Origin of the sequence: Anaerovibrio sp. (assembly GCF_024697385.1) — a bacterium.
Lineage (GTDB): Bacteria > Bacillota > Negativicutes > Selenomonadales > Selenomonadaceae > Anaerovibrio.
This window is the reverse complement of the sequence record NZ_JAILFV010000088.1, coordinates 1-3715: the sequence shown is the minus strand read 5'-3', so window position 1 is coordinate 3715 and position 3715 is coordinate 1. Positions and strand designations below refer to the sequence as shown.

Below are 3715 nucleotides of genomic sequence, written 5' to 3'. Positions count from 1 at the left end.
TGTGTAATCATAAATCATAACATATACCTCCTCATTTTAGTTTACAAACCCTACCTATAAAAGAAGGGGACCTCTTTACCATCATTACCAAAATATACATCAAAAATCCAGCCTTATCTGTCTGTCCAGCCAGCTTTTCTGCTCAGCTATATGTATAATATCCTCCGGCTGCCCATGTCCGACAAGGAACGGCGAAGAAGGGTCATGCAATTTCATATTGCGCCTTACCAAAGAAGTATCAGAATTGGCATAACAGTACCTGCAAAAATGACCGCAGGTATCATAAGCACCTATATCACTTCCCAGCAGACAGGCACACTCACCATTCCTTTGATTTTTCCCCATTTTGGGCACATTAAGACGGGCCTTCAGGGCTTTTTCATATGTCCTTACCGTCATGCAGCCCGAACAATCTGCCCCGTAAGATGCAAGCTCATCACCCTCGTTACAGGGGCGGATAATAATACCATATTTCGCCCCTATATCAACAAAGGCCTTCCCCAACCTCAGCCTGTCGCCCTGATACACAGCCCTGGCCTCAGGAAAATTACGCTCCACCTTTTTGTATAAATCAATAAAACTGATAACACATGTCCTGGTATACCCTGCCAGAATTGCAGCCATCTCCTGAAATTGACTGATATGCCAGTCAACGGAATGAGCTTCGTCCACCAGTATGGGATCATACCGCCACCCCATGCTGTCCACGCCCACCAGCTCAGACAGACATTTAAAGGACTCCATGACCTTTACCTTATCCGGGACATTTGGTTCTATATCCTTACCATAAGGAGTTATGGTCACAAACCAATACTGGCCAAATTCACCAAGCACATCCATATAGGGCAGGAAAGGCGCAGGATTTTTAGTGCAGAAGCATATCAAATCCACCACATCCGGTGACAAAACATATCTGGTGACCTGGGATGGATTATAGGGATTACGCACCATCACATAACCGGCTTTTATTCTGTTGAAAAGCCACTTCGGGTAAAAAGCCGGTATATCGGTTCGCATCCCTGTCTGTATAATCATATACAATCACCTGTACTCACAGTATTCCCAATGATCATTGATAATGCCAATCCCCTGGATATAAGAATAAATTATCGTCGGCCCCACATATTTAAATCCCCGCTTTTTCAAATCACGGCTGATTGTTTCCGAAAGTTCACTCTGAGATGGCATATCCGCCTCGGACAATAAATGATGATCAATTACCTTCCCATCAGTAAAAGACCATATATAGCTGTCAAAACTGCCATATTCCTCCTGGACCTTTAAAAAAGCCACTGCATTGGTGACTGCAGCCTTCAGCTTTTGCCTGTTGCGGATAATACCGGCATCCTGCATAAGAGCTTCAATTTTATTATCATCATAACCGGCAACTAAACTTGGCTCAAAATCATCAAAGGCCCTGCGGAAATTATCCTCTTTCTCCAAAATCAGGTTCCAGCTCACCCCTGCCTGCATACCCTCCAGAACCAGCATGGCAAACAGCTCCCTGTCATTGTGCTCAGGCTTGCACCAACGGGTGTCATGGTACAGGATTGCCTTCTCGGGAATTGCCTTTCCCTTAGTACCAAAGCTGAAACAGCATCTCTTTTTTTCCATATCTATTACCACCAGTTCAGATGACTACTTCCATATACGCAATTTTACCATTATAACCACATTCTCTGCAACATGGAACTATTCCCTGTCCCATGTACTTTTAAGAGGACACCCCCCGAATATTCATTGCCAATAAAAAAGAAGGTGTTATACGATGCGAAAGCATGCAAAACACCTTCTTTTTTTGCCATTTCATCAAAATACGCAGTTTGCCCTTCCCCGGCAGAAAGAACTACCCATGATTATCCTTTATCACTCACTATGCTTCATAGCCGATTTAGTATCATGCTCAGCACTATTTATATCCTTACTCATATCCTTTGCCAAATTCATCTCGTGGAACTGTCTGTCATTATGGAGCACCATGGCAAACTTATCCGTTTTGTCCAATTCTGCAGTACCTTTTTTTAAGGAAAGCTCCAGAACATGTCCTCCCTGCTGTTTATTATCGGAAATAAAATGGAAATGCCAGCCAGGGGAATTAAGTCCCCCCATATAATCAGGACAATACAGGCCCACTAAAGTCCCTTTGATATTTTTGGCGGTAAACTCCGTCTGCTTCCCACGGAGAGCTTCCACCAGGGTAGGATAAGGCTTCTGACTGCCATATTCACTGCGGAACAATATAGAGGAAAACTCTGTATGCAGCTTAACCATGTAGAAGCTGTTTTTACCACAGTTTTTTACTTCCTTATCCAGAAGGGCTTCAAAGGATTTCTTGTCTTTTACATCCTTCAGGTCAAGGAAAATATCCTCATCAAAATAGGTAACAGTGGCATAGGGAACTCCCACCTTATCATCAGCCACCACGACCCGGCCATCGCCAAGAGCCTGATACACTGTACCATCAAGCACAATCATTTCTCCGTTCAGCCCCTCAAAGGTACCGATGCCCGTATCGCCCAGGCTGCGCAAATCCCTTACCGTAACAGTGCCGCCCAAATACCCCTGAGCCAAAGACTGCAGCAGCGCCACCTGATTTAAGGTCTCACGCTCAACTACAGCAGTAGAAGCATAACTAACACTGCTTGCCAAAAGCCCCACAATCACGGCCAATGCAATCTTCTTTTTGATGTTGATTTTCATAATTATCCCCTTTTTACCATATTATTCAACAGTTTACCCTAACAAACTAATTCACAGCCGGAATAGTCACCTCACTGACATTACCAATCTGCAGCTCACCATCAACCATTTCCACCGAAACATCAGTCTCATAAGTAGGATAATCCCCACGCTCCGGGAAGGAATAATCCTTTGGAGCATTTTCTTCCGCCCGCTGTTTGGCATTTTCCTCAGAAATCTTACGATCCTCCTGATCTTCCTTGATTTTTTCCAACGCGGCAGCAGACTTTGCCAAGGAATACAAGTCAGGGAAAGCCTCAGCCAATTCTTTCTCGTCCTCCATGGACACCTTACGACCATGCATTATCCTGGTAGCAGTGTTCATTGCCCTGGCCTGCATCTGAGCCTGCTTTTGCCATGCATCAGCATTTTGCCTGGATGCTGCCAAATTATGTTCCATGGCCATTTGATTGGACACAGCCTCATTCTTTTTTTTCATATTGAATCCCGCATTCTGGAGTTGCTTTAACTGACTTTTATCCAGAGTTACCCGTTGCCCATCAATCATCATGTATCCTTGCTTGATGACTCTGGCAATCATTGCAGTATCAGTAAAATTAACCTTGTATTTCCCATCAGTGATTTTGCTGATATTAAGCCAGTCCATTGTCTCATTGTCAGCATTTTTTTGTTGCAGCTCCCTGGCCGCAACCGATATTTCAGTAGTATCCGATACAGTATTATCGGCTGAACTTCCCGCAGAAGTACCAGTCCCGTTTGTTTTCGATACCTTCATCTGACTATTGACATAATCAAAAGCACTCCGGGAAACATTGTTCAAAACATTCATATCAATTCCTCCATGAAATACTACATAATCCCTTAATTGCCACTATCTCCTACTATATTATATCGTCAAAACAATTTCGTATATTAACGCCTTATAAGCTACTATGAATTAATTGAACCAGCACACCTACTATTTAAGGGGTACTCATCTCCAACTACAGCAGAGAATATGCACCCCTTAACATCA

4 protein-coding genes are annotated in these 3715 nt (G+C 43.6%); all 4 read right to left on the bottom strand.

From position 1 onward, the window contains the following. Window positions 1-99 precede the first annotated feature (99 nt). The 4 genes from K6C05_RS04605 to K6C05_RS04590 all read right to left on the bottom strand — a co-directional run bounded on the left by K6C05_RS04605 (window position 100) and on the right by K6C05_RS04590 (window position 3529). Window positions 100-1035, bottom strand: a complete 936-nt coding sequence (locus K6C05_RS04605; RefSeq protein ID WP_296731812.1) for a DUF1848 domain-containing protein — start codon at window positions 1033-1035, stop codon at window positions 100-102. A 6-nt stretch (window positions 1036-1041) separates the two neighbouring features. Continuing rightward, on the bottom strand, window positions 1042-1614 hold the full coding sequence (locus K6C05_RS04600) for a DNA-3-methyladenine glycosylase I (protein ID WP_296731809.1): 573 nt from the start codon (window positions 1612-1614) through the stop codon (window positions 1042-1044). A 252-nt stretch (window positions 1615-1866) separates the two neighbouring features. Continuing rightward, window positions 1867-2700, bottom strand: a complete 834-nt coding sequence (gene budA, locus K6C05_RS04595; protein ID WP_296731807.1) for an acetolactate decarboxylase — start codon at window positions 2698-2700, stop codon at window positions 1867-1869. Window positions 2701-2746: 46 nt separating this feature from the next. Further along, window positions 2747-3529 carry a hypothetical protein gene (locus tag K6C05_RS04590; protein ID WP_296731805.1) on the bottom strand — a complete coding sequence of 261 codons (783 nt, stop codon included), beginning with the start codon at window positions 3527-3529 and terminating at the stop codon, window positions 2747-2749. Window positions 3530-3715 lie beyond the last annotated feature (186 nt).